Below are 24,841 nucleotides of genomic sequence, written 5' to 3'. Positions count from 1 at the left end.
GTTTACCCCTATTTCAGCCGAATGCACTGCATTCGGTTTTTTTTTACCCTTCTTTACACTGCACCCCTTCACATTGTGCTACCACGTAAAAAAGAGCTACGGAAATTCAGCGTTTTATTCCAGACACGCTCAGAATTAATGCCAAAAATATTATCTTGTTATTTAATGCTGCATTTTTCAGTATTTTCCTAAATATGTGTACCCCATTTCATGCGATGTACACATTTATACAGTAGCAATGCTTATCCTTCAGGCAAACGGAAATGCAGCGTCGGTAAGAGGCGAGAGTCTGGAAATTCACACATTACCCTTTATACTGCCCTATCCCCTTTCGCCTTGTTAACAGGTCATAAACACGAATGCGTCAGACTGACACAACGGTTTCTACCCGATTCTCCCTTCTGCCGGGAAGCATTACCCGTTTCTTTTTATTACTGATCATTGTGTTGCTGGTGACGATGGGTGTAATGGTGCAAAGCGCCGTGAATGCCTGGCTGAAAGATAAAAGCTATCAGATTGTCGATATCACCCACGCGCTGCATAAACGGGTCGATACCTGGCGTTACGTAACGTGGCAAATTTATGACAACATCGCCGCAACCGCCAACCCTTCAACAGGGGAAGGCCTGCAAGAAACGCGGCTGAAACAAGACGTCTACTATCTGGAAAAACCGCGTCGTAAGACCGAAGCCCTCATTTTTGGCTCCCATGACAGTTCGACGCTGGAAATGACCCAGCGTATTTCAACGTATCTGGACACGTTGTGGGGCGCCGAGACAGTACCGTGGTCGATGTATTACCTGAACGGGCAGGACAACAGCTTAATCCTCATCTCCACGTTGCCGCTTAAAGATCTGGCGTCCGGCTTTAAAGAGTCGACCATTGGCAATATCGTCGACTCGCGACGCGCGGAAATGCTGCAACAGGCGAACGCGCTGGATGAAAGAGAAAGTTTCTCTTCTCTGCGTCATCTGACATGGCAAAACGGGCATTACTTCACGTTACGTACAACCTTTAACCAACCCGGACATCTGGCGACCGTGGTGGCATTCGATCTGCCGATTAACGATCTGATCCCGCCCGGCATGCCGCTGGACAGCTTCCGTCTTGAGCCTGACGCCACACCCACGACCGTACATAATAATGAGAAAGAGTCGCCAGACAGCGTCAGCATCAGTTTCAACAGCGCTAAAATTGAAATTTCATCAGCCCTGAATTCAACGGATATGCGTCTGGTCTGGCTGGTGCCTTTCGGGACGCTGCTGCTTGAAACGTTGCAAAATATCCTGCTGCCGTTGCTGCTCAATATCGGTCTGCTCGCGCTGGCGTTGTTTGGTTACACCACCTTTCGCCACCAGCCTGTCCGCTCAACGGAAGTCGCGCCAAATACCGCGGCAAATAATGAACTGCGTATTCTGCGTGCTATTAATGAAGAGATCGTCTCCCTGCTGCCTCTCGGTCTGTTGGTTCATGACCAGGAAGCCAATCGGACGGTGATCAGCAATAAAATTGCCGATCATCTGCTACCGCACTTAAATTTGCAGAACATCACCAACATGGCGGAACAGCACCAGGGGATTATCCAGGCCACTATCAATAATGAGCTGTATGAAATTCGCCTGTTCCGTAGCCAGATTGCGCCGCGCACCCAGATCTTTATTATTCGCGATCAGGATCGTGAGGTATTGGTCAATAAGAAGCTTAAGCAGGCACAGCGGTTGTATGAGAAAAACCAGCAGGGTCGTGCCGCATTTATGCAGAATATCGGCGCAGCATTGAAAGAACCAGCACGCATACTGGCGGTTAACGCCGCCGCATTGAATACCCCTGACAGCCAAAAACTGGCTAATCAGGCCGATGTACTGGTACGTATGGTGGATGAAATTCAACTCGCGAACATTCTGGAGAATGATAGCTGGAAGAGTGAATCGACACTGTTCTCTGTTCAGGCGCTGATCGATGAAGTCGTACCGGAGGTTCTGCCGGTGATTAAGCGCAAAGGGCTGCAACTGTTGATCAATAATCATCTTAGCGCCAGCGACGAGCGACGCGGCGATCGCGACGCTCTGCGCCGGATCTTGCTGCTGCTGATCCAGTACGCCGTCACCACAACACAGATCGGCAAAATCACCCTTGAAGTTGATCAGGATGAGTCCGCTGAAGAACGTCTGACCTTCCGCATTCTGGATACCGGTGAAGGTGTGGCACCGGGTGAAATAGATAATCTGCATTTCCCGTATATTAATGAAACGCAGGGCGACCATTACGGCAAAGCGAACCCGCTCACCTTCTGGTTGTGTGACCAGTTAGCCCGCAAACTCGGCGGCCATCTGAATATCAAAACGCGGGAAACGCTCGGCACGCGCTATACCGTCCATGTTAAAATGACGCCGCACGACCAGCATGCCGAAGTCGAAGAGCGCCTGCTTGATGACGTTTGTGTGATGGTGGATGTCACCTCTAACGACGTGCGCAATATTGTGGTTCGCCAACTGGAAAACTGGGGCGCGACGTGTCTTACTCCGGACGAACGGCTGGTAAGTCAAGAATATGATCTCTTTTTAACGGATAATCCGTCTAATCTTACTGCCTCAGGCTTGCTTTTAAGCGATGATGAGTCAGGCGTGCGAAAAATCGGCCCTGGCCAACTGCGCGTCAACTTTAATATGAGCAATGCTATGCAGGAAGCTGTCTTACAACTTATCGAAGAGCAACTGGCGCAGGAAGAAATTCCAGAGTCCCCTCTGGGAGGAGATGAAAACGCCGAACTTCATGCCAGCGGGTATTACGCGCTATTTGTAGACACAGTACCGGATGATGTTAAGAGGTTGTATACTGAGGCGGAAACCAGCGATTTTGCTGCGCTGGCCCAAACGGCCCACCGCCTGAAAGGGGTGTTTGCCATGCTTAATCTGGTACCCGGCAAGCAGTTATGTGAAACGCTGGAACATCTTATTCGTGAGAAAGATGCTCCAGGTATAGAAAAATACATCAGCGACATTGACGCTTACGTCAAAAGCTTGCTGTAGCAAGGTAGCCCAATACATGAACAATATGAACGTAATTATTGCCGATGACCATCCGATTGTACTGTTCGGTATTCGCAAATCACTTGAACAAATCGAGTGGGTGAATGTTGTCGGCGAATTTGAAGACTCCACAGCACTGATCAACAATCTCCCTAAACTGGATGCGCATGTTTTAATCACCGATCTCTCAATGCCGGGAGATAAATACGGTGACGGGATCACCTTGATCAAATATATCAAGCGCCATTTCCCGAACATATCGATCATTGTTCTGACCATGAACAACAACCCGGCGATCCTGAGCGCCGTGCTGGATCTCGATATTGAGGGCATCGTCCTGAAACAAGGCGCCCCAACCGACTTGCCAAAAGCGCTGGCCGCGCTGCAAAAGGGCAAAAAATTCACCCCGGAAAGCGTTTCTCGCCTGTTGGAAAAAATCAGCGCGGGCGGTTACGGTGACAAACGTTTGTCACCGAAAGAGAGTGAAGTACTGCGTCTGTTCGCCGAAGGTTTCCTGGTGACGGAGATTGCTAAAAAGCTCAACCGCAGCATCAAAACCATCAGCAGCCAGAAGAAATCGGCGATGATGAAGCTGGGCGTGGAGAACGATATCGCGCTGCTGAATTACCTCTCTTCGGTAACGCTGAGTCCAAACGACAAAGATTGATAATTATTGAGCGTCACGAGCCTGATGGCGCAATGCCTGTCAGGCTGAAACGTTGATAATCGCAGACCCAAAAGCCGGATAAGGCGAAACCGCCCTCCGGCATTTTTATGTCCGCATTTTTCTGACCCGCTCAGCATAGAACGCCAGCGTCTGTTGCAACACATCGAGGGTGACCGGTTTTGACAGGCAGCTATCCATACCCGACTCCAGACAACGCTGCTTCTCTTCCGCCAGCGCGTTGGCCGTCACGCCAACCACCGGCAGCGTCAGCCCTAACTGACGAATACGCTGGGTCAGGCGATAACCATCCATGTTCGGCATATTGACGTCGCTAAGCACAATATCGATTGCGTTTTTGCTCAGTACATTCAGGGCATCAACACCGTCATTGGCCGTTTTACACTGATACCCCAGCGAGCCTAACTGATCCGCCAGCAGACGACGGTTGATAGGATGATCGTCCACCACCAGAATCATCATATCGTCATTGGCATCGCCCACTTTCTCAGGTGCCGTCAGCGCCGTTGAGGCGTCTTCACTGTCCAGCTCAATACTGTAAATACGCGCCAGTAGACCCGGTAATTCATGCGGCGACGCAACGCTATGCACCCACTCGCCCGGCGCTCTTTCCACCGGGATGCCGATATGGCGACGACAGAAGATCACGGCGGCACGTCCCTGCCACGGTTGCTCCAGCGCATCATCGGTTATCAACACGTCATCTGGTGCCGGTTCCTGACCGTCATAACGGAGCACCTGCACGCCGTTACGCGCCAGACTGGATTCCACAAAGTGGGCCAACGAGGCGTTACGCACCGCCAGCCAGCAACGGGTTTTTGCAAGGCCGTCGACGGCTTTTCGCACCGGGAATTGCGCGCCATACAAGGGGATGCGCAGCGTAAACTGACTTCCCATGCCGGGTTCAGAGTCTACGGAGATATCGCCGTCCATCATGCTGATCAGTTTTTCACAGATTGCCAGCCCCAGGCCCGTTCCCTGGAAATTGCGCTGCACTCCGGTGCCCACCTGGAAGAAAGGATCGAACAAGCGCACCACTTCTTTCGCCGGAATTCCCACTCCCGTGTCGCGCACCCGAATGCTGAGATAGTCACCGTTACACTGCACATGCAGCACAATACAGCCCGTATCGGTAAATTTAATGGCGTTGCTGAGCAGGTTGGAAATCACCTGCTGCAGACGCATCGGATCGCCATTCAGGGTGACCGGAACATCCGGTTCGATAAAGCAATACAACCCTAACTGTTTACGCACCACCAGCGGCAGGTAGTTTGCCGTAATATGGTTCATCACTTCCCGGGGCGAAAACTCGCGCGGCTCAATCTTCAACTGCTCAGACTCGATTTTTGAGAAGTCGAGAATGTCGCTGATGATTTTTAGCAGCAGGCTGGAGGAGTTGTTCATCGCCGTCACCAGGCGATCCACCCCTTTCGGCAACTCTTTGGTTTGCAGCAGATCGAGGTTACCGATAATGCCGTACAACGGTGTACGCAATTCATGGCTGACGGTGGCGAGGAACATCGATTTAGACTGGCTGGCCTGTTCCGCCGCCTGCGCCATTTCCTGCAACGACTCTTCCATTTTCACGCGGGAACTCACATCCACCAGCACGCAAATCGCCACGTTTTCATTGCGATAGCGTGAATGCACAAAGCTTATTTGCAGGTTCGTGTTATTGCTGGTCAACACGTCGACAAAGTTGACCTGCTGTCCGCAGATGATTTGCGTCAGCCTCTGGCGATCCTCATGGGTGAGCATATTAAGGTAGGTATGCGCCAGTTCATTACTGAGGATATTGATGCCGTCGATGGTGCGCAAAATGCAGATCCCCACGGGCGCGGAGGCAACAATTTTACGGTTGAACTGCTCATGTTCTTCCAGGCGCTGGGCGTCGCTTTCCGCCGGAATAAAAATCCGCCGTTCATACATACGCGCCAGCGTAAATAAGGCTGCCCCGACCAGCACATTCAGAATAATGGCGTTAAGGATCAGCATACGGATGCGTTCGAGCACCAGATCGACAGGCACCGAGTAGACAATACTCAGGGACGACGGCGGCAGATTTTTCTTCAGCACCAGCTCGCGAAAACCTGACGTGTAGCCAAACCAGGAGCGCTCCTGCATCCAGCGCGGTTCCGCGTTGATATTGCCATCCGGGCCGGTCAGCGAAATTAAGGCGTGACCATTTTCATCCAGAATCGTCACCCCCATGGGCAGGTTTCCTGGCGTGAAAAAGTTTTCCATGCGAATGGACTGTTCAACGCCGAGCAGCGCCTGCAGACGATTCGCCAGATAGACCGGCGTCAGCGCATAAAAATAGCCAATGCCCGGCCGTGGCCCCTGACCAATCCAAAAGAGGTTATTCCCGCTCTCTTCCTGAGGCGCGTTACGGTACTTAACGATACGCTCATGCAGCGCTTTCAACGCCGCATCACGCTCGACAGGCAAATCGCGCAGACCAAAATTCGCCATGCAGAGGTTATCGCTACCGATCAGAAATACACGATTCAGGTCGTAAGCGGCAGAGAAATTGTCGCGCCAGTAGCGCATAAACCAGGACAGCGACTCCAGCGATCCTCGCCACATATTGCTCATGGCTGCGCAGTCGGAGTCAGCGAAAAGCGGCTCGAACGTGGGCACTTCGACCTTTTCCTCCCGCGCCCGCAAAGACATCACGCCGTTTTCCGCCGTGAGGCGATTTTCAGCAATGTACTTCAGCTCTTTCATCACGTCTGAAGTACGCTGAATGTAGCGCTGGGCTTGATCGGAACTGAGGTTAAACTCCTGACGAATTTCTGACTCTCGCTGATGCAGCGCATTCACGATGTAAAACACCGACGCAAACGCAATCAAAAGCCAGATTAATAACGCCAACGCCCTGAACAGGTAGCGCGACACTTTCAGGGTGGTGCGAAAGGAAGCAAGGTATTTCAAAAGGGCGAAGCTCCGCCTCAGGATGTCAATAGAGTGTGATTAAGGTAGCGGTAAATGACCGACGTCGCAATGATCTCTCATGACGGGAATATGATGCACCGCTGAGAAACTTACGCCCTAATCACCGATAATCGGCGTTTGCCTGAAAAACACTACATGGAATTCAGTATGCGCTATCTACAATGGGTAATTCGCCGCTTATACCCACGTCGCTTGCGCAACCAGATGATCCTGGTGGCCATATTGATGGTCATTATACCCACGGTTTCTATTGGTTATATCGTAGAAACTGAAGGCCGTTCAGCAGTATTGTCCGAAAAAGAGAAAAAACTGTCTGCCGTCTTAAGCCTTCTTGACGATGCATTAGGCGATCGTTTTAACCTTTATCGTGACCTGCCGCGAGAGGAACGTATTCGCGCGCTTAATGCTGAGTTAGGCCCCATCACCGAACGTATTACCGCCGCGTTTCCCGGAATTGGCGCAGGGTATTACCACCAGGCGTTAGACGCCGTGATTACTTATGCGCCTGCTGCGCTTTATCAACATAATGTCGGCATCACAATATCACCCGATCACCCAGGCCGTGACGTGATGAGTAGCCATTCGGCGCTGGTGTACTCAGGAAAGCAGGTGCGCGGCGATATTCTTAACTCCATGATCCCCATTGAACGGCAGGGTCACGTTCTCGGCTATATCTGGGCCAACGAACTGACTGAAGACATTCGCCAACAAGCGTGGAAGATGGACGTCAGGATAATCACGGTGTTGGCCGCAGGCCTGATCGGCAGCCTGTTGCTGATCATCTTTTTTTCACGACGACTCAGCGCCAACATCGGCGTGATTACCGATGGCCTGTCGCTCCTTGCGCAAAATAGTCACATGCGCCTTCCCTCTCTTCCCGGTGAACTGGGGCAAATCAGCCAGAGCGTCAACGCGCTGGCGCAAACCTTGCGGGAGACTAAAACCCTTAATGACCTGATCATTGAGAATGCCGCCGACGGCGTTATCGCCATCGACAGACAAGGCGACGTCATCACGATCAATCCCGCAGCAGAACAAATCACAGGCTATACGCAGCAGGATTTGGTGGGTAAATCTTATGCCGGCCTGTTTACGCACTCGCAATTTTACAGTCCGGTGCTCGACACGCTTGCGCACGGAACCGAACATCTGGCCCAGGAGATCAGCTTCCCCGCCCGCGATCGCACCATTGAGATCCGCGTGACCACCAGCCGAATTCATAATGCCAGGGGCGAGCTCATCGGCGCGCTGGTTATTTTCTCCGACTTGACGGCCCGTAAAGAGAAACAGCGTCGGCAGGCGCAAACGGAAAGACTCGCCACGCTGGGAGAACTGATGGCGGGCGTGGCGCATGAAGTGCGCAATCCGCTAACGGCGATTCGCGGCTATGTGCAAATCATCCGCCAGCAGACGACTGAGCCTCTGCACCAGGAATATCTTTCCGTGGTGCTGAATGAAATCGACTCCATCAATAAAGTTATCCAACAACTGTTAGATTTATCCCGTCCCCGACAGAGCCAGTGGCAACAAATCCAGCTCAATACGCTGGTCGAAGAGACGCTTATCCTGGTACAAACTGCTGGCGTCCAGGCACGAATTGCATTCCACGTGGACTTAGATAACCAACTGTCTCCGATAGTCGCAGATCGTGAATTGCTCAGACAGGTGATTCTGAACGTATTAATTAATGCGGTGCAGGCGATCGGCGCCCGGGGGGAAATTCGTATTCGCACCTGGCAGTACACGGTGTCACAACAGGCGGTAACGGTTGAAGACAATGGCTGCGGTATTGATATCGCCATGCAGAAAAAAATATTTGATCCCTTTTTTACGACGAAAGCCTCAGGAACCGGTCTTGGACTGGCGCTCAGCCAGCGCATCATCAATGCGCATCAGGGCGATATCCGCGTAGCCAGCATGCCAGGCTGTGGGGCCATTTTCACGCTGATTTTACCGATTAACCCGCAGGGAACCGTCCCGGAATGAATTCCACCTACCGTATTCTCATCGTTGACGACGAAGAAAATGTTCGCCGTATGCTGACCACCGCCTTTTCGCTGCAAGGGCATGATACCCTCTGTGCCAGCAACGGTAAGGCCGCACTGCACTGCTTTGAAGAAACAGAGCCGGACGTGGTATTGATGGACATCCGTATGCCGGAAATGAGCGGTATCGACGCGCTGAAAATCATGAGAGCCCGGCAGCCCCGAATCCCCATCATTTTGATGACAGCCTACGCAGAAGTCGAAACAGCCGTCGAGGCGCTTCGCAGCGGCGCGTTTGATTATGTCATCAAACCCTTTGATCTGGACGAGCTCACCTTAGTGATTCAGCGTGCGCTACAACTCCAGGCCATGAAGCAAGAAATCCGCAGTCTCCACAAAGCGCTGAGTAGCAGTTGGCAGTGGGGACATATCCTGACTAACAGCCCTGTCATGATGGATATCTGCAAAGATACGGCGAAAATTGCCCTCTCCCAGGCCAGCGTACTGATCTGTGGGGAGAGCGGAACGGGGAAAGAATTGATTGCCCGCGCGCTCCACTATAATTCCCGCCGGGCTAACGGCCCGTTCATCAAGATCAACTGCGCAGCGCTGCCGGAATCGTTACTGGAAAGCGAACTGTTTGGCCATGAAAAAGGGGCCTTTACCGGTGCGCAAACATTGCGCCAGGGGCTGTTTGAACGTGCTCATCAGGGAACGTTATTGCTCGATGAAATCGGTGAAATGCCGCTCGTTCTCCAGGCCAAGCTGCTGCGTATTTTGCAGGAACGAGAGTTTGAGCGCATTGGCGGGCATCAGACCATTCAGGTCGATATCCGCATTATTGCCTCCACCAATCGCGATCTCCACGCGATGGTCAAAGAAGGCGCTTTCCGCGAAGATCTGTTTTATCGGTTGAATGTTATCCATCTGATGCTGCCTCCCTTAAAAGAACGCCGGGAAGATATCCCCTTACTCGCCAACCACTTTTTACAAAAATTTAGCTCAGAAAATCAACGCGATATTATAGAGATCGACCCTACAGCAATGTCGATACTCACCGCATGGCCGTGGCCTGGCAATATCCGTGAGTTATCGAATGTGATTGAACGTGCGGTTGTCATGAATACTGGCGCGGTTATTTTTGCTGAGGATTTACCCGCTCAGTTTCGTCTGCCGGTAAGCCCTGCCAGCGAAGTCAAAACGCCCCAACCGGGAGAGCGCAATCTGAAAGAAGAGATCAAGCGCGAAGAAAAACGCATTATCGTTGAGGTGCTTGAACAGCAACAGGGAAACCGTACGCGCACCGCCCTTATGCTGGGGATCAGCAGACGCGCCCTGATGTACAAACTGCAAGAGTATGGTATTGACCCGGCTGATAATTGATACCGGAATCTGCTATGCAGAATTTTGCACAGTGCGCAAAATTCTGCCTATTTCCCTTCGCCTCAAAGACCCACCATCGCAAAAATAAACCTGCATAATTAATACGTTAAATAATATTCCTGGTATTTCACGCTTCTGGCATTCCGCTTGCTATTCCCTATGCGTACCCAACATGGAGTATGCAAAAGGGAAACATAATGAAAACAAAACTGATTACCTTACAGGACACACCCGGGTTTTTTCGTGACGGCATGACCATCATGGTTGGCGGTTTTATCGGCGTTGGCACCCCGCCCCGTCTGATCGAAGCCCTCCTTGATTCCGGCGTCAGGGATCTCACGCTAATCGCCAACGATACCGCCTTTATCGATACCGGTATTGGCCCGCTTATCGTCAATGGCCGGGTGAGCAAAGTTATCGCCTCGCATATTGGCACCAACCCCGAAACCGGTCGGCGAATGATTGCCGAAGAGATGGAGGTACAACTGGTTCCCCAGGGAACCCTGATAGAACAAATCCGCTGTGGCGGCGCAGGTCTTGGCGGTTTTCTGACTCAGACCGGCGTCGGCACGGTGGTGGAAGACGGTAAACAGACCATGACGCTCGACGGAAAAAAGTGGCTGCTTGAGCGCCCGCTGCGTGCCGATCTGGCGCTAATTCGCGCCCACCGCGCCGATCACCTCGGCAACCTGACCTATCAACTCAGCGCCCGCAATTTTAACCCCCTGATTGCCCTCGCCGCCGATATCACGCTGGTGGAACCTGACGAACTGGTCGAAACAGGCTGTCTGTTGCCAGACCAGATTGTCACCCCGGGCGCGGTTATCGACCACATTGTTATTCCACAGGAGCGTTAATCATGGATGCTAAACAACGTATTGCGCGCCGTGTGGCGCAAGAACTTCGTGATGGAGACGTCGTTAACTTAGGGATTGGTCTGCCGACGCTGGTCGCCAATTATCTTCCCGCCGATATCCATATCACGCTGCAATCAGAGAACGGTTTTCTCGGGCTGGGCCCCGTCACCACTGCCCATCCTGATTTAGTGAATGCCGGCGGGCAACCGTGCGGCATTTTGCCCGGCGCCGCGATGTTTGATAGCGCAATGTCGTTTGCACTGATTCGCGGTGGGCATGTTGATGCCTGCGTTCTCGGCGGATTGCAGGTGGATGAACAGGCCAACCTCGCCAACTGGGTCGTTCCCGGCAAACTGGTGCCCGGTATGGGCGGCGCGATGGATCTGGTCACCGGCGCACGCAAAGTGATCATTGCCATGGAGCACTGCGCGAAAGACGGTTCAGCCAAAATTCTGCGTTACTGCACCATGCCGCTCACCGCCCAGCACGCGGTACATATGCTGGTCACTGAGCTCGCCGTATTCCGTTTTATCGACGGCAAAATGTGGCTTACCGAAATCGCAGAAGAATGTGATATCGCCACGCTTCGCGCGAAAACTGAAGCGCATTTTGACGTTGCAGCCAACCTGATAATCCAACGAGGTAATGCATGATTGGTCGTATCTCACGTTTTATGACGCGCTTTGTCAGTCGCTGGCTCCCCGATCCGCTGATCTTTGCCATGATGCTGACGCTGCTGACGTTTGGGATTGCGCTCTGGCTAACGCCACAAACCCCTATCAAAATGGTGAAGTTTTGGGGTGACGGTTTCTGGAATCTGCTGGCATTCGGGATGCAGATGGCGTTAATCATTGTCACGGGACATGCGCTGGCCAGTTCTGGGCCGGTTAAAAGCGTGCTGCGTAGCGCCGCGTCGATTGCCAAAACCCCGGCACAAGGGGTGATGCTGGTGACGTTCTTTGGCGCGGTCGCATCCGTCATCAACTGGGGCTTTGGCCTGGTGGTGGGGGCGATGTTTGCCCGCGAAGTCGCCCGCCGGGTACCCGGCTCCGACTATCCTCTGCTCATTGCCTGCGCCTATATCGGCTTTATCACCTGGGGCGGCGGCCTCTCCGGCTCAATGCCGCTGCTCGCCGCAACGCCAGGCAACCCGGTCGAACATATTGCTGGGTTAATTCCGGTCGGGGACACCATTTTCACCGGATTCAACATCTTCATTACGCTGAGTCTTATCGTGGTGATGCCGTTCATTACCCGTTTGATGGTGCCTAAACCGTGTGATGTCGTCTCCGTTGATCCCAAATTATTGCTGGACGACACTGATTTTCAGAAAACATTACCGGCTGATGCCCCGCCGTCTGAGAAACTGGAAGAGAGCCGCATTCTGACGCTAATCATCGGCGCGTTGGGTATTGCTTATCTGGCGTTCGACTTTGCAGAGAAAGGGTTCAATATCACGATTAACACCGTCAATCTGATGTTCCTGATTGCCGGATTGTTGCTCCACAAAACCCCCATGGCCTACATGCGCGCCGTCAGCGCGGCCGCCCGCAGTACCGCCGGTATTCTGGTTCAGTTCCCCTTCTACGCGGGGATTCAGTTGATGATGGAACACTCCGGCCTCGGCGGGCTTATCACCGAGTTCTTCATCAACGTCGCCAACAAAGACACCTTCCCCCTGATGACCTTCTTCAGCTCTGCGCTGATTAACTTTGCCGTCCCCTCCGGCGGTGGACACTGGGTCATCCAGGGCCCCTTCGTGCTTCCGGCCGCTGAGGCGCTGGGCGCCGATCTTGGCAAGTCGGTAATGGCGATTGCCTACGGCGAGCAGTGGATGAACATGGCGCAACCGTTCTGGGCGCTACCTGCGCTGGCCATCGCCGGGCTTGGGGTGCGCGACATCATGGGGTACTGCATCACGGCCCTGCTCTTTTCCGGGATCATATTCGTCATTGGCCTGAGCGTGTTCTGACGACAACCTTTCACAGTAAGGAACAGAAGATGAAAAACAGTGTCATCGTCAGTGCGGCACGTACCGCCATTGGCAACTTCAACGGCGCGCTGGCAGCCATCAGCGCCATCGAACTTGGGGTAACGGCGATCAAAGCTGCGCTGGAACGTGCGCAACTCGATCCTCAGCGGGTTGATGAAGTGATCATGGGCAATGTGCTTCAGGCGGGTCTTGGGCAAAACCCGGCACGCCAGGCGTTGTTAAAAAGCGGTCTTGCCGATACGGTTTGCGGTTTTACCGTCAACAAACTGTGCGGCTCTGGCCTGAAAAGCGTTGCGCTGGCCGCACAGGCCATTGCGACAGGGCAAGCGCAGGCCATTATCGCGGGCGGCATGGAAAACATGAGCCGGGCGCCCTATCTGCTGGATGCAAAAGCCCGTTGGGGTTATCGCCTCGGCGACGGACAATTGTCCGATTCTATTCTGCATGATGGTCTGCTCTGCGCCATCCACGGCTATCATATGGGGATCACCGCGGAAAACATCGCCCGGGAATACGGTATCAGCCGCGAAATGCAGGATGAACTGGCGCTCCACTCCCAGCGTAAAGCCGTAGCGGCGATGGAAAGCGGTGCGTTTCGCAAAGAGATCGTCCCCGTCACCCTCACATCACGCAAGAAAACCCTGGTTTTTGACCGTGATGAATTTCCGAAAGCCGAAACAACGGCAGAAGGTCTTGCCGCACTGCGTCCCGCGTTTGACAAAGAGGGTACAGTGACTGCCGGTAACGCATCGGGGATCAACGATGGCGCAGCAGCTCTGATGGTGATGGAAGAATCCGCGGCACTGGCGGCGGGGCTAAAGCCGCTTGCGCGAATTAAAGCCTGGGCCAGCGGCGGCGTCTCACCCGCATTGATGGGGATGGGGCCGGTTCCCGCTACCCAAAAAGCGCTGTTACAAAGTGGGTTACAGCTTTCTGATATCGATCTCATCGAAGCCAATGAGGCATTTGCCGCGCAGTTCCTGGCCGTGGGAAAAGTCCTTGGTTTCGACCATCAGAAAGTGAATATCAACGGCGGCGCTATCGCGCTTGGACATCCTATCGGCACCAGCGGCGCACGAATTCTGGTCACGCTGCTTCACAGCCTGGAGGCACACGATAAGACACTGGGGCTGGCGACGCTGTGTGTAGGTGGGGGTCAGGGGATCGCGATGATTGTTGAACGAATGAACTAAACCGCCTCTTTATTGATAAACAGAAACACCAGGATCGCCCATTCTGGTGTTTTTTTGTTTTCCCGCCATTACGCTAATAACTGAAGATGTATCGAAACATCAGCATCGTAGACAACACATTCGGTTATGTCATAATAAAGAAAATCGAGGGGCATCAATGAACATTATCGAACAACTTCAATTACTGGTTAAAACAGGCTCACCTGGCGAAAAATCAATTAGCCGTTACATTTTGGCTACACTATCAGGCGCTGAAAAATTAACGTCAACAGCGATTTCGAAAAAGACCAATACCAGCCAACCCTCTATTGTTCGCTTTGCTCAGGCTTTGGGTTATACCGGATTTACCTCGTTTAAATATGACCTCATTAAATGTATTCGCGATCAGCCAGAAACATTACTCCCGGCCAAACCCAATGAAAATAATTTCATTCTCAGCGAATTTATTAACAACAACAATCCCGCTGCGATAAATACTTTTTTTGAAATTATAAAATCAAGCAGAAATATTTATTTTTGCCATCCTCGCGAGCTGAGTCCATTGCTGAGTAATATCATTCAGGACTACAGTGATATAGGCAAGGTTTGCATTGCCGTTGAATACCAAAATGCGCAAGCGTTGCTTTCGAACTGTCTGACAGATTTTGATTCCGTGATCTTACTGCCAGGGCTTAAAGATGGACAAGATCACAAGTTGATTAGCTTGATTCGTGAACACGAAGCGGCATCACTGGCCGTATCCAGCCATCAAAGTGAGATTTCGCTTGCCGATGTCACATTGTACACACCACCGTCCAGCGTGAGTCATCTGAGTTTTGCTGCACTCAAAATATCGTTGCACACACTATTTTTCCATGCTTTGCAGTATTGCTATCTGAATTTAAATAAAGAAAAGACGTCTCATACGCGATGATTAATGGGCTGAATGCGCCAGGGGGGTGTTATCCATCCAGCCTTAATCGTAAAAATTAAATTCAATTGCAGTAAAAAATGCGTATGAGACGTAAAACTCAAGAGCCAGATTTAACTTTATATATTAACAACAGTACCTGTAGATAACGAGCGATGTACCGCCTCACAGATTAGCGTTGCCTGTAATCCGTCATCTGCCGTTGCCAGATAGGGCACATCGAATAAAACATGCTCAACAAAATCATGAATTGGTTGAATACCATAGCCACTGGCTTTGTTATTAACATAATTAATAAAATTATAATTTGGCGTCGCGCTACGTTGTGGTGTAAACATTTCATAACCACGCAACTGCGCATCAGCACGATAATAATTATTTTCAGTAATCACAAAGCTACGACCGTCATTCGCTTTTGGAAATGATGACGGTAAACACCAGCCCACCTCAACGGTCCACTGCGCACCATTGTCGAAGGTCACAAAGGACTGAATGGTATCCCACGAGTCAATGCCTTCAGACAATAACTTCTTCTTCTGCCCTATTGCATAAACGCTGACGGCATTGGCCCCATTCATATAATAGCGAATCAAATCAAAACAGTGGGTACCGAGAAAGTGTACGGGAGAGCTTTCATTCGACCACGATAACCATTTTTTCGGCACATCGATAATGTCATCCATGCTCATGTAACCACGAAGCACCTGACCGGTTTCTGGTTTTAACAGCTCATGATGAATATGCTGCGCCATGCCGTCCCAACGTTTGTGGTAGTCGACACCAATTTTTACGCCCTTCTCAGCCGCACAGCGAATAATTTCCCGACATTCTTCAGACGTCGTCGCCATCGGCTTTTCAATCAGCACATGCTTACCGGCATTGATTGACTCGATAGTCGCATCAAAATGGAAAGGGTCTGGCGTCGCGATTGATACAAGATCAACCTCAGTGGCAGCAAAAAGCTCAGCCAAAGAAGCGTAACCCGGAACCTGAAATTCAGCCTCAACCTGAGCGCGGATCTCAGGGTTTATTTCGCAAAATCCCACCAGATTAACCCACGGATTATAGTGATAAGCGTTGATATGGTGCTTACCGTAAATACCCGCGCCCACGACTGCCGCATTGATTTTTTTCATAAAAAGAGACCTTATTCAAACAAGCCGAAGGAAAAGAGATAGCCAATTGCAACCGCCAGCGGCGCGGTGATCATTCGTGATAACAGGAAAGCCGGAACACCAAGCCGAATAGTCTTCTCTTTCGCCTCCTGCATGGAGAGCCCAACAGGAATAAAGTCGGCACCCACCTGAACATTAATGGCGAACAACGCCGGCAACGCCATCAGTGGAGACACCACCCCAGTACCAATGAGCGTTCCCACCAGCACACCAACAACCTGTGCGATGGCCGCACCGGGTGCCAGAATAGGTGAGATAAAGGGCAGACCACAGATAATCGCAATCACGAATAAGCCCGTTATTGACCCTGCAAGCGGCGACAACGCATTCCCAGTCCACTGACCAATCGCCGTCTCCTGAACCAGCGCGATCAACACTGAAATAAAGGCCATAAACGGGATAACGTTTTTAATGCACAGCTCCACGGACTCACGCGCCGAGGCGTACAGGAGGCTTACAAAGTTGCCGATTCCTGTAGCAAAACTCGTCATCAACGCCAGTGCAGTATTGGTGACTGAACCGCCCTTTTGTTCAGTTGAACTCTCATCAACAACAGCCGAAACGCCAGCCGCGCTGACCGGCAAAGGCTCAACCGGTTCATCCGAACCTATCGGCTGATTGATGGTTTCCGTCAATGAAATCGATTCGCAACTGACATCTGAAATATAGATATCTTCGGTGATGTGCTTCGCCAGCGGCCCCATTGCCCCCGTGGGAAGTACGTTGATCGTTTTAATTCTTTTTTGTGGATAGATGCCGCAACGTAATGAGCCTCCGCAATTAATGACCACACAGAGGATTTTTTTGTCATCCGGCATTGCCTCAAAGCCATTAACGACCTGCATATCCAGCATTTTGCCTAATGTTTTAGCAACGGGATCAATTGTTTTTCCGGTAAGGGAAAGAATGACTTTGCTGGCATCATGATATAAATACATGTCATCGCCAATACCCGAATGACCTTTTTTAATCAGAACAGTTTTCATTGGTTTTCCTCATTATTATCAATGGGCCAATCAATTCATTAATGGATGGAGAACAATGACTATTTACGTGTAATGAACCATATGATATGGGTTTTTCTGCCCCATCAAACACCACAGTAACATGACCGAGTTCACATAAATTTTGCCATGCAGCATCACCCCAACAGGTTATATCCCATTGATTGCCATTAATAACCAGAATGTATTCTTCATGTTCTTGCAAAGGGAGCACATCGCAAACGATGTTATTAATGACCAGCACATAATCGAGGTAATCCTCTGGAGCCAGATCATTAAACGTAATCAACATGCCATTAAGCAGCCCTTCTTCTACATTTCTTCCAGCCTTTACTGCGTCAGCCGAAAATAACACTTTCATTTTATTCCCTTATTTCTGATTAAGTTCTCGCTTCTCCAGTCGGGTGAAGATGTACTCTGTTAAAAATCCACGAATGAAGCCAAGCAGAATACCCGCCGCGATATAACGTAATGCCAGGTCAGCTACCGGCAGATCAAGCCGGGTAACGCCTGCGGCAACGCCTAACCAGATAAAAAGCTCTGAGGGCACGATATGTGGGAATAGTGAAGTTAATGGGTGAACAGTAGTCCCTAAAGCATCCTGATAGGCAGGTTTACAGCGCTCAGGTAAAAATTTCCCCATCGTTAACGCACCAGGACTGCTCAAGAAAAACCAGGCAAAACTGGGTAAAATTCCATAGGTGAGTATTTTCGACTTGCCCATTAACGTGGCGACTTTTTCCATTCGCCGTTGACCAATTAACTTCATGGCGAAGTTAACTGTCAAAATTAACGTTATCAGCATCGGAATTGTGCTGACAAGCATTCCGGAAAATATCTTCCCGGCGCTTTGAAAAACATGGATAAAACCTTCAGCCATTTCAACTATCATAGTTAACTCCCGATATGTAAATATAAGTATTTTCATCCGTCAGAAAAACTGACAGATGAAGGCAGCCAACGCATTTATCTTTAAAGAATTAGTTTGTTTTTATTAAATAGTTTCCTAATCTCCTGTTTATATTCATCCCAAGCGACATGTTTTTTGACACGATCAAAGTTAGCGGTAAAACGATGACAAAACAGTGAACGCTCTCACATATAAATAATTATTCATTGAATAATGTATTACTATACATAGATAAATGAGATATGCCTGCCGCGCGCAGCATGATGGACTATGTAGCGTTATTCAATATTGGGAAGTTACACGCTGTTTTCACCGCGAGTAGCATTGACCAGGAAGGGTGTACCAATAACGTGTAAAGAAAGGGTCTGTCAGTTCTATTCGATTTAAATTCGCAGGTCAAACCTGTCGCAGATAAGGCCCGGAGGGTCTGGTTTTTTGTGCACAAAAAAAGGGGGGCAAAAGCCCCCCTTCAGTGCGTATTTAAGATACGGGATTACTCGTCGGCGTCTTCCGCAGAGTCATCGGCATCGTCAGCGACGTCATCATCGCTTTCCACTTCCGGGGCAATGTCTTCGTCCCCTTCTGCGGCGCTACCGTCGATAGAATCCAGTTCTTCATCATCGACAGGCTCAGCAACACGCTGCAGACCCACCACGTTTTCATCTTCCGCAGTACGGATGAGGATAACGCCCTGGGTGTTACGACCCACAATGCTGATTTCCGACACGCGAGTACGCACCAGCGTACCGGCATCGGTGATCATCATAATCTGATCTGCATCGTCGACCTGCACCGCACCGACAACAGAACCGTTACGTTCGGTGACTTTGATAGAGATAACCCCTTTCGTCGCACGCGACTTGGTTGGGTACTCTTCTACCGCCGTACGTTTACCGTAACCGTTTTGTGTTGCCGTCAGGATTGCGCCTTCACCACGTGGGATGATAAGCGAAACCACTTTGTCGCTCCCGCCTAAGCGGATACCGCGAACACCGGTGGTGTTGCAACCCATCGCACGAACAGAGGCTTCCTTAAAGCGAACCACTTTACCTTCGGCAGAGAACAGCATGACTTCATCATCACCGCTGGTCAGATCCACGCCAATCAGTTCATCGCCTTCGACCAGTTTGATCGCCACTTTACCGGCGGTACGCAGACGATTGAACTCGGTCAGAACGGTTTTCTTCACCGTACCGTTGGCGGTCGCCATGAAGACTTTCACGCCTTCTTCAAACTCAGTCACTGGCAGAATCGCGGTAATACGTTCATCCTGCTCAAGCGGCAGCAGGTTGACGATCGGACGACCACGCGCACCACGACTCGCTTCCGGCAGTTGATAGACTTTCATGGAGTAGACGCGGCCACGGCTGGAGAAGCACAGAATATGATCGTGCGTATTCGCCACCAGCAGTCGGTCAATAAAGTCTTCTTCTTTAATACGTGCGGCAGATTTACCTTTCCCACCACGACGCTGCGCTTCGTACTCAGAAAGCGGCTGATACTTCACATAACCCTGGTGAGACAGCGTCACAACCACATCTTCCTGGTTGATCAGATCTTCAAGGTTGATGTCCGCGCTGTTGGCGGTGATTTCAGTACGACGCTTATCGCCAAACTGCTCGCGAATCAATTCCATCTCTTCGCGAATCACTTCCATCAGACGGTCGGCGCTGCCCAGAATGTGCAACAGTTCCGCGATCTGCTCCAGCAGCTCTTTGTACTCATCGAGCAGTTTTTCGTGCTCAAGGCCGGTCAGTTTCTGCAAACGCAGATCCAGAATCGCCTGTGCCTGCTGTTCGGTCAGATAGTATTGACCGTCACGCACGCCGAACTCCGGCTCCAGCCATTCAGGACGCGCCGCATCGTCACCCGCACGTTCCAGCATGGCCGCAACGTTGCCCAGATCCCATGAGCGCGCGATCAACGCCGCTTTTGCTTCCGCAGGCGTTGGCGCACGACGGATAAGCTCGATTATCGGGTCAATGTTCGCCAGTGCAATCGCCAGTGCTTCGAGGATATGCGCGCGATCGCGGGCTTTACGCAGTTCAAAAATAGTACGGCGAGTCACCACTTCACGACGGTGGCGCACGAACGCAGAAATAATGTCTTTCAGGTTCATGATCTTCGGCTGACCATGGTGCAATGCAACCATGTTAATACCGAAGGAAACCTGCAACTGCGTCTGGGAGTAGAGGTTATTCAGCACCACTTCCCCGACCGCATCGCGTTTGATTTCAATCACGATGCGCATCCCGTCTTTGTCAGACTCGTCACGCAGCGCGCTGATGCCTTCAACGCGTTTTTCTTTCACCAGTTCAGCAATCTTTTCGATCAGGCGCGCTTTGTTCACCTGGTAAGGGATTTCATGAACGATGATGGTTTCGCGACCGGTTTTCGCGTCAGCTTCCACTTCCGCGCGTGCGCGGATGTACACTTTGCCGCGACCGGTACGATAGGCTTCTTCAATGCCGCGACGGCCATTGATGATCGCCGCTGTCGGGAAGTCCGGGCCAGGAATATGTTCCATCAGGCCTTCGACGGTGATGTCTTCGTCGTCGATATACGCCAGGCAACCGTTGATCACTTCCGTCAGGTTATGTGGCGGGATGTTGGTCGCCATACCCACGGCGATACCGGACGAACCGTTCACCAGCAGGTTAGGAATTTTGGTCGGCATAACATCTGGAATTCTTTCGGTGCCGTCGTAGTTATCGACGAAATCCACCGTCTCTTTTTCCAGGTCTGCCATTATCTCGTGGGCGATTTTCGACATACGGATTTCCGTATAACGCATCGCTGCGGCGGAATCGCCATCGACAGAACCGAAGTTACCCTGGCCGTCAACCAGCATGTAACGCAAGGAAAATGGCTGCGCCATACGAACAATAGTGTCGTAAACGGCAGTATCACCATGAGGGTGGTATTTACCGATTACGTCACCAACGACACGGGCAGATTTTTTGTAGGCTTTGTTCCAGTCATTGCCCAATACGTTCATGGCGTAAAGAACGCGACGGTGTACCGGTTTCAGGCCATCTCGGACATCAGGAAGCGCACGGCCAACAATGACCGACATCGCATAATCCAGATAGGAGCTCTTCAGCTCTTCCTCAATGTTGACCGGTGTAATTTCTCTCGCAAGGTCGCTCATCTAACCGCTATCCCTCTACTGTTTCCCGGATTCAAAGGTCGCAAATTATAACACAACCACACAAATACAGGTAAACGGATTGCTCCTCGAGAGGCTTTATTCGTCCCGTCAGGCTGATATACTCATTCGTCTTGCCAAATAAGGAGTAGAAGCACCCATGAATGCCGAAAAACCCCCGGTAATCCACAACGTTGACCATGAAGAAATTGCCAAGTTTGAAGCAGTCGCGTCGCGCTGGTGGGATCTTGAGGGAGAATTTAAGCCTCTGCATCGCATTAATCCTTTGCGACTGGGCTACATTGCCGAGCGCTCGGGCGGCCTGTTTGGTAAAAAGGTGCTCGATGTCGGTTGTGGCGGGGGCATTCTGGCAGAGAGTATGGCGCGTGAAGGCGCAACGGTCACCGGTCTCGATATGGGCTTTGAGCCGCTGCAGGTGGCAAAGTTGCATGCGCTGGAAAGCGGCATCCAGGTGGAATACGTGCAGGAAACCGTTGAGGAACACGCGGCAAAACATGCGCATCAGTACGATGTCGTGACCTGCATGGAAATGCTTGAGCATGTTCCTGATCCGCAATCGGTCGTCAGGGCATGTGCCCAGTTAGTGAAACCCGGTGGCGAAGTCTTTTTCTCTACGCTTAATCGCAACGGGAAATCCTGGTTAATGGCCGTTGTGGGCGCTGAGTATATTTTGCGCATGGTGCCCAAAGGTACGCACGATGTGAAAAAATTTATAAAACCTGCTGAACTGTTAAGCTGGGTGGATCAGACGGAACTCAAAGAACGTCACATGACCGGGCTGCATTTCAATCCGATCACCAATTCGTTCAAGTTAGGCCCGGGCGTTGATGTTAACTACATGTTGCATACAACGGCAAAAAACGACTAACGTCATCAACTATTCTTATAAAGATTGCGCTGTGTCATAAGGCGCAATCTTTTTCTTCGCCGAAGAAATCAGCACTCGATCAAATTTTCATTTTTTTTTGCGAATTCTTGACATGGCCTCCAGGCCTTATAAGACGCGCACTTAGCGTTTCTTACCCTTTTGCAACCTCAATTTAACCTCAAAATCAACTCTTGTACTGAAAAGAATCCCTACTAGAATACTCACCATATAGCGTTTCATTTAACACCCAACCCCTATATATAGTATTTATCCACAGAGTTAGTCACAAGTGGATAAGCCAGGGGATATTTTTTCTTTCACGGACAGGTAAAACATGAATCAGAGTCTGCTGGTGACAAAGCGTGATGGTAGTACAGAGCGCATCAATCTCGACAAAATCCACCGAGTTCTGGATTGGGCGGCAGAAGGACTGAATAACGTATCGATTTCTCAGGTTGAACTGCGCTCCCACATTCAATTTTACGACGGTATTAAGACCTCCGACATTCACGAAACGATCATCAAGGCTGCTGCGGATCTGATCTCGCGCGACGCCCCGGATTATCAGTATCTGGCTGCGCGTCTGGCGATTTTCCATCTGCGTAAGAAAGCGTATGGTGAGTTTGAACCGCCCAAACTGTTCGACCATGTCACGAAAATGGTTGAGATGGGTAAATACGACAATCATCTGCTGGAAGACTACACGGAAGAAGAGTTCAAGCAGATGGATTCGTTTATCGTGCATGACCGTGATATGACCTTCTCCTACGCCGCTGTAAAGCAGTTGGAAGGTAAATACCTGGTACAAAACCGTGTCACCGGTGAAATCTACGAAAGCGCGCAGTTCCTCTATATTCTGGTTGCAGCTTGCCTGTTCTCTAACTATCCGCGTGAAACCCGTCTCGAATACGTCAAACGTTTTTACGACGCGGTGTCTACGTTCAAAATTTCTCTGCCTACGCCGATCATGTCTGGCGTGCGTACCCCAACGCGTCAGTTCAGCTCCTGTGTGCTGATCGAGTGCGGCGACAGCCTGGACTCCATCAATGCCACCTCCAGCGCGATTGTGAAATACGTTTCCCAGCGTGCCGGTATCGGTATCAACGCCGGTCGCATCCGTGCGCTGGGTAGCCCGATTCGCGGCGGTGAAGCATTCCACACTGGCTGCATTCCGTTCTACAAACACTTCCAGACGGCGGTGAAGTCCTGCTCTCAGGGCGGCGTGCGCGGCGGTGCGGCAACGCTGTTCTACCCGATGTGGCATCTGGAAGTCGAAAGCCTGCTGGTGCTGAAAAACAACCGTGGCGTTGAAGGCAACCGCGTGCGTCACATGGACTACGGCGTACAGATCAACAAGCTGATGTATACCCGTCTGCTGAAAGGCGGCGACATCACGCTGTTCAGCCCGTCCGACGTTCCCGGCCTGTACGACGCGTTCTTTGCCGACCAGGACGAGTTCGAGCGTCTGTACGTGCAATACGAAAACGATGACAGCATCCGTAAGCAGCGTGTTAAAGCCGTTGAATTGTTCTCCCTGATGATGCAGGAGCGTGCTTCTACGGGCCGTATCTATATTCAGAACGTCGACCACTGCAACACCCACAGCCCGTTTGATCCTCAGGTTGCGCCGGTACGCCAGTCTAACCTGTGCCTGGAAATCGCACTGCCGACCAAGCCGCTGACTGACGTCAACGATGAGAACGGCGAAATTGCGCTGTGTACCCTTTCCGCATTCAATCTGGGCGCAATCAATAGTCTGGATGAACTGGAAGAGCTTGCCGTGCTGGCCGTTCGTGCGCTGGATGCGCTGCTGGACTATCAGGACTACCCGATCCCGGCGGCAAAACGCGGTGCGATGGGACGTCGTACTCTCGGTATTGGCGTTATCAACTACGCTTACTGGCTGGCGAAAAACGGGAAACGTTACTCTGACGGCAGCGCCAATAACCTGACTCACAAAACGTTTGAAGCCATTCAGTATTACCTGCTGAAAGCCTCTAACGAACTGGCGAAAGAGCAAGGCGCCTGCCCGTGGTTTAACGAAACCACCTACGCGCAAGGGATCCTGCCGATCGACACCTATAAGAAAGATCTCGATGCGGTGGTCAATGAACCGCTGCACCTTGACTGGGAAGCACTGCGCGAATCCGTCAAGACGCACGGTCTGCGTAACTCCACGCTTTCAGCGTTGATGCCGTCCGAGACTTCTTCGCAGATCTCCAATGCCACCAACGGCATTGAGCCGCCGCGCGGTCATGTCAGCATCAAGGCCTCGAAGGATGGCGTTCTGCGCCAGGTTGTACCTGATTATGAATCGCTGAAAGACGCCTATGAGCTGTTGTGGGAAATGCCGAATAACGACGGTTACCTGCAACTGGTTGGCATCATGCAGAAATTTATCGATCAGGCGATTTCTGCCAATACCAACTACGACCCGACGCGTTTCCCGTCAGGCAAAGTGCCGATGCAACAGTTGTTGAAAGACCTGCTTACCGCCTATAAATTTGGCGTGAAAACGCTGTACTATCACAACACGCGTGACGGTGCAGAAGATGCGCAGGACGATCTGGCGCCTTCTATTCAGGACGACGGCTGCGAAAGCGGCGCATGTAAGATTTAATTTTTGTCTTTTGCCGGATAACGCGTTTACGCCCTATCCGGCCTACAAAACATTTCGAGGCGTTGTAGGCCGGGTAAGCGAAGCGCTGCCCGGCATTACACTCCT

General features: G+C 51.3%; 17 protein-coding genes. 11 read left to right on the top strand and 6 right to left on the bottom strand.

Annotated elements, in window-relative coordinates:
* The first annotated feature begins 359 nt into the window (after positions 1-359).
* Complete coding sequence (gene rcsD / locus ACO7SM_RS07235; RefSeq protein ID WP_490470272.1) at positions 360-3,029, top strand: phosphotransferase RcsD; 2,670 nt, start codon at positions 360-362, stop codon at positions 3,027-3,029.
* A 16-nt stretch (positions 3,030-3,045) separates the two neighbouring features.
* Positions 3,046-3,696 (top strand): response regulator transcription factor RcsB, encoded by a 651-nt coding sequence (gene rcsB, locus ACO7SM_RS07230; protein WP_490470271.1) that lies wholly within the window; start codon positions 3,046-3,048, stop codon positions 3,694-3,696.
* 105 nt (positions 3,697-3,801) lie between these two features.
* Here the strand turns inward: rcsB and rcsC are convergent, their stop codons facing one another.
* Positions 3,802-6,648 (bottom strand): two-component system sensor histidine kinase RcsC, encoded by a 2,847-nt coding sequence (gene rcsC / locus ACO7SM_RS07225; protein WP_490470270.1) that lies wholly within the window; start codon positions 6,646-6,648, stop codon positions 3,802-3,804.
* Between the two features lie 168 nt (positions 6,649-6,816).
* Here rcsC and atoS point away from each other — a divergent pair, with 168 nt between their 5' ends.
* The 7 genes from atoS to ACO7SM_RS07190 all read left to right on the top strand — a co-directional run bounded on the left by atoS (position 6,817) and on the right by ACO7SM_RS07190 (position 14,993).
* Positions 6,817-8,655 carry a two-component system sensor histidine kinase AtoS gene (atoS, locus tag ACO7SM_RS07220; protein WP_490470269.1) on the top strand — a complete coding sequence of 613 codons (1,839 nt, stop codon included), beginning with the start codon at positions 6,817-6,819 and terminating at the stop codon, positions 8,653-8,655.
* Positions 8,652-10,037 carry an acetoacetate metabolism transcriptional regulator AtoC gene (atoC, locus tag ACO7SM_RS07215; RefSeq protein ID WP_490470268.1) on the top strand — a complete coding sequence of 462 codons (1,386 nt, stop codon included), beginning with the start codon at positions 8,652-8,654 and terminating at the stop codon, positions 10,035-10,037. The genes atoS and atoC overlap by 4 nt, the downstream gene beginning before the upstream one ends.
* A gap of 197 nt (positions 10,038-10,234) precedes the next feature.
* A complete protein-coding gene (atoD, locus tag ACO7SM_RS07210) occupies positions 10,235-10,894 on the top strand; it encodes an acetate CoA-transferase subunit alpha (RefSeq protein WP_490470267.1) in 660 nt (219 codons plus the stop codon).
* Between the two features lie 2 nt (positions 10,895-10,896).
* Positions 10,897-11,547, top strand: coding sequence for a 3-oxoacid CoA-transferase subunit B (locus tag ACO7SM_RS07205; RefSeq protein ID WP_490470266.1), 651 nt, complete (start codon positions 10,897-10,899; stop codon positions 11,545-11,547).
* Entirely contained in the window at positions 11,544-12,866 is a 1,323-nt protein-coding gene (locus tag ACO7SM_RS07200; protein WP_490470265.1) for a TIGR00366 family protein, read from the top strand. The genes ACO7SM_RS07205 and ACO7SM_RS07200 overlap by 4 nt, the downstream gene beginning before the upstream one ends.
* 29 nt (positions 12,867-12,895) lie before the next feature.
* Positions 12,896-14,080: an acetyl-CoA C-acetyltransferase gene (locus ACO7SM_RS07195; protein ID WP_490470264.1), complete on the top strand. Its 1,185-nt coding sequence runs from the start codon at positions 12,896-12,898 to the stop codon at positions 14,078-14,080.
* A 157-nt stretch (positions 14,081-14,237) separates the two neighbouring features.
* The gene (locus tag ACO7SM_RS07190) at positions 14,238-14,993 is read left to right on the top strand and encodes a MurR/RpiR family transcriptional regulator (RefSeq protein WP_490470263.1); all 756 of its coding nucleotides are present in this window, start codon (positions 14,238-14,240) and stop codon (positions 14,991-14,993) included.
* 116 nt (positions 14,994-15,109) lie between these two features.
* On the opposite strand, the gene ACO7SM_RS07185 is transcribed toward ACO7SM_RS07190, so the two are convergent.
* The 5 genes from ACO7SM_RS07185 to gyrA form a co-directional block, all read right to left on the bottom strand.
* Complete coding sequence (locus ACO7SM_RS07185) at positions 15,110-16,126, bottom strand: Gfo/Idh/MocA family protein (RefSeq protein WP_490470262.1); 1,017 nt, start codon at positions 16,124-16,126, stop codon at positions 15,110-15,112.
* Positions 16,127-16,137: 11 nt separating this feature from the next.
* Positions 16,138-17,151: a PTS glucitol/sorbitol transporter subunit IIB gene (gene srlE, locus ACO7SM_RS07180; protein ID WP_490470261.1), complete on the bottom strand. Its 1,014-nt coding sequence runs from the start codon at positions 17,149-17,151 to the stop codon at positions 16,138-16,140.
* Positions 17,132-17,530 carry a PTS glucitol/sorbitol transporter subunit IIA gene (locus ACO7SM_RS07175; RefSeq protein ID WP_490470260.1) on the bottom strand — a complete coding sequence of 133 codons (399 nt, stop codon included), beginning with the start codon at positions 17,528-17,530 and terminating at the stop codon, positions 17,132-17,134. Before ACO7SM_RS07175 ends, srlE begins: the two co-directional genes overlap by 20 nt.
* 9 nt (positions 17,531-17,539) lie before the next feature.
* Positions 17,540-18,061 (bottom strand): PTS glucitol/sorbitol transporter subunit IIC, encoded by a 522-nt coding sequence (gene srlA, locus ACO7SM_RS07170; protein WP_490470259.1) that lies wholly within the window; start codon positions 18,059-18,061, stop codon positions 17,540-17,542.
* A gap of 511 nt (positions 18,062-18,572) precedes the next feature.
* Complete coding sequence (gene gyrA, locus ACO7SM_RS07165; protein ID WP_490470258.1) at positions 18,573-21,230, bottom strand: DNA topoisomerase (ATP-hydrolyzing) subunit A; 2,658 nt, start codon at positions 21,228-21,230, stop codon at positions 18,573-18,575.
* Positions 21,231-21,387: 157 nt separating this feature from the next.
* Between gyrA and ubiG the strand changes: the two genes are divergently transcribed.
* Both ubiG and nrdA read left to right on the top strand, forming a co-directional pair.
* The gene (gene ubiG / locus ACO7SM_RS07160; protein WP_490470257.1) at positions 21,388-22,116 is read left to right on the top strand and encodes a bifunctional 2-polyprenyl-6-hydroxyphenol methylase/3-demethylubiquinol 3-O-methyltransferase UbiG; all 729 of its coding nucleotides are present in this window, start codon (positions 21,388-21,390) and stop codon (positions 22,114-22,116) included.
* Positions 22,117-22,450: 334 nt separating this feature from the next.
* Positions 22,451-24,736 carry a class 1a ribonucleoside-diphosphate reductase subunit alpha gene (gene nrdA / locus ACO7SM_RS07155; protein ID WP_490470256.1) on the top strand — a complete coding sequence of 762 codons (2,286 nt, stop codon included), beginning with the start codon at positions 22,451-22,453 and terminating at the stop codon, positions 24,734-24,736.
* The last annotated feature ends 105 nt before the right edge of the window (positions 24,737-24,841 follow it).

Source organism: Citrobacter sp. LJND-P06, assembly GCF_058188415.1.
Note: the sequence above shows the minus strand (reverse complement) of the source record. Positions and strands in the feature narration are given on the sequence as shown.

Excerpts from the sequence above, each read along its gene's own strand:
- srlA (WP_490470259.1), bottom strand. The coding sequence starts at position 18,061 with ATGATAGTTGAAATGGCTGAAGGTTTTATCCATGTTTTTCAAAGCGCC.
- atoS (WP_490470269.1), top strand. The coding sequence starts at position 6,817 with ATGCGCTATCTACAATGGGTAATTCGCCGCTTATACCCACGTCGCTTG.
- ACO7SM_RS07195 (WP_490470264.1), top strand. The coding sequence starts at position 12,896 with ATGAAAAACAGTGTCATCGTCAGTGCGGCACGTACCGCCATTGGCAAC.
- rcsD (WP_490470272.1), top strand. The coding sequence starts at position 360 with ATGCGTCAGACTGACACAACGGTTTCTACCCGATTCTCCCTTCTGCCG.
- srlE (WP_490470261.1), bottom strand. The coding sequence starts at position 17,151 with ATGAAAACTGTTCTGATTAAAAAAGGTCATTCGGGTATTGGCGATGAC.
- ACO7SM_RS07190 (WP_490470263.1), top strand. The coding sequence starts at position 14,238 with ATGAACATTATCGAACAACTTCAATTACTGGTTAAAACAGGCTCACCT.
- ACO7SM_RS07205 (WP_490470266.1), top strand. The coding sequence starts at position 10,897 with ATGGATGCTAAACAACGTATTGCGCGCCGTGTGGCGCAAGAACTTCGT.
- atoD (WP_490470267.1), top strand. The coding sequence starts at position 10,235 with ATGAAAACAAAACTGATTACCTTACAGGACACACCCGGGTTTTTTCGT.
- atoC (WP_490470268.1), top strand. The coding sequence starts at position 8,652 with ATGAATTCCACCTACCGTATTCTCATCGTTGACGACGAAGAAAATGTT.
- ACO7SM_RS07200 (WP_490470265.1), top strand. The coding sequence starts at position 11,544 with ATGATTGGTCGTATCTCACGTTTTATGACGCGCTTTGTCAGTCGCTGG.
- nrdA (WP_490470256.1), top strand. The coding sequence starts at position 22,451 with ATGAATCAGAGTCTGCTGGTGACAAAGCGTGATGGTAGTACAGAGCGC.
- ACO7SM_RS07175 (WP_490470260.1), bottom strand. The coding sequence starts at position 17,530 with ATGAAAGTGTTATTTTCGGCTGACGCAGTAAAGGCTGGAAGAAATGTA.
- ACO7SM_RS07185 (WP_490470262.1), bottom strand. The coding sequence starts at position 16,126 with ATGAAAAAAATCAATGCGGCAGTCGTGGGCGCGGGTATTTACGGTAAG.
- gyrA (WP_490470258.1), bottom strand. The coding sequence starts at position 21,230 with ATGAGCGACCTTGCGAGAGAAATTACACCGGTCAACATTGAGGAAGAG.
- rcsB (WP_490470271.1), top strand. The coding sequence starts at position 3,046 with ATGAACAATATGAACGTAATTATTGCCGATGACCATCCGATTGTACTG.
- ubiG (WP_490470257.1), top strand. The coding sequence starts at position 21,388 with ATGAATGCCGAAAAACCCCCGGTAATCCACAACGTTGACCATGAAGAA.